Annotated in this window: 1 protein-coding gene; it reads right to left on the bottom strand. The window is 67.6% G+C overall.

The annotated features are described in order from the left end of the window. Window positions 1-149: 149 nt before the first annotated feature. On the bottom strand, window positions 150-1,941 hold a 1,792-nt coding region (locus tag VGQ94_06455), incomplete at its 5' end, for a hypothetical protein (protein ID HEV2022154.1).

The raw sequence follows: 1,941 nt of genomic DNA, 5'->3' as shown, positions 1-1,941 counted from the left end.
CTCAACCTGCAACGCAACCGCCATGGCCACACGCGGTTACGCCTGTGCCCAAAGGTCACTGAGAGGGGTTTCGTACGTTAGAAGCTGAATCGGGCCTGAAACCAGAGTTCTGAAATCGTCCCCTAGGGCGCGCCACTTCTTTCTCCCCCTCACTCCTCCAGCCCCGACGCCCCGAAGGGCGAGCGTCCGCCCAGCGAGGTGTAGAAGGCGTAGAAGGCAATGGCCGCCATCAGCGCCATCCCCGCCAGGCTGGTGTCCGCGTACCACGCCGACATCTGCGTGGTCAGCGGGAAGCTTCCCAGGAAAACGTTGAAGACGTTCGCGGCCACCAGCGCCAGCACTCCAAAGCGGATCAGCAGATACACGCTCAGGCTGAACAGGATCAGCCGCGGCACCAGGACGACGTCGAGAGCGCCGGTCCCCTGAGCGGTCAGAAACCCGAAGAAGAGCACAAACGCTGCCGCTGCCGCCCAGTCTCTCCGCAGCAGCGTCCGGAAAAGGAACAGGAGAGCAAGTGAGGCCAGGCCAGCCAGAATGGCGAAGAGGATGTTGTTCGCCACGTCGGAAATGATGGCGCGCGCGCCCAGCAACTGCCACGTCGGTCCGGCGTAGGGCTGCACCGGAGGACGGCCCAGCCAAAGCGGCACGAACCAGGCGACCCGCACCACGCAGATGCCGGTGATGGAGAGCAGGCAGCCGAACAGCACGTCGCGCCCCACCAGCGGATCCCGCATGCCCCCCGCCAGCAGCCGGCTCCAGGAGATTAGGGTTGCGGGCCAGCGCCGGCGCACGTAGGGCTCCAGCGCGATGTAGAGGACCCCGATGAACACCGAGCCTGCGATCCCTACGCTCAGGGCAAGGAAGAAGAGCGGGAACTCGTAGAAATCGGCGACGTGGTGCGCTCCTAAAAGCCAAGTCACGGCCCAGGCCACGAAGACCACGGTTGCCAGCCGGAAAGCCCCGCGCCGATCCCCCCGGCCCAGGCGCAGGTTGCGCCGGGCGAGGATTGCGCTGCCCGTCAGAAGCAGGAGCCCGAACACGATCCCAATCCACTGCGCCGCCTCTTCCGCAGCCGTCGGCCTGTATTCCTGCGCGCGTTCCGGGCGGCTCATCGGGCCGATCAACTGGAAGTACACGGGCTTTCCCCGGTAGGCTGCCGCCTCGATCCGGATCGGGATCTCCGGACGCTCGGCCACCGCCCCCGTCCACGCCGCGCGCGTGTCGCTGTACACCGGAGGCGTCCACGTGGACTCGACCGGCGTCCACTTCGACGCATCCAGCCCCGCGGCAACGAACAGTTTTTCCCAGTCCACCGGGACCGCGGCTCCGGCCGGGTCCTCCACCTGCGCCGGCACCGCCACCAGATGCACCAGGTGCCCGCGCGGGGTGAGTCGCACCAGCGTCATCCCGGAAACGTCCAGCGGCGGGTCGTCCGTCCATACTCCTCCGAAGATAGGCGCATCCGAAACAAAGTAGCGCGCGCCCAGCAGCCGCGGGCTGCTTCGATACCAGAAGACGAAGGGCCCATATTCCATGTTGTCCCAGCGGGTCTTCGAGGTGTCGTGCTCGTTGACGTAGCGGAGGAAGTCATTCCACTCGTAGAAGCCAACCGCGCTGTCCGCCGGCGGCTCCGAGTACCCCACGCTCCGCAGTACTTCCTTCGCCCGCTCCGCCAGCGCTTCCGGAGGCTTCTCCAGCGGGACGCGCCGGTAGAGCTTCGCTTGCCCGCTCAGCAGAATGGACGCCGCCACTCCCAGCACGATCCCCGCCAGGCAGAGCCACGCGACCACCGGGCGCAGGCCCTCGGTTTCTCCCGCCGCCGCCACCATCTCCGGCGAGGGCGTCTCGCCCGCGGCCAGCGCCGCCGCCAAGGGATCGCCGCCCGGCAGCGCCGCCGCCACCTGCAGCGCGGAACCGGGCCGCTTGCGCGGATCCTTTTCC

The organism is Terriglobales bacterium (assembly GCA_035937135.1).
In the GTDB taxonomy this organism is placed as follows: domain Bacteria; phylum Acidobacteriota; class Terriglobia; order Terriglobales; family Acidobacteriaceae; genus DASYVL01.
Note: the sequence above shows the minus strand (reverse complement) of the source record. Positions and strands in the feature narration are given on the sequence as shown.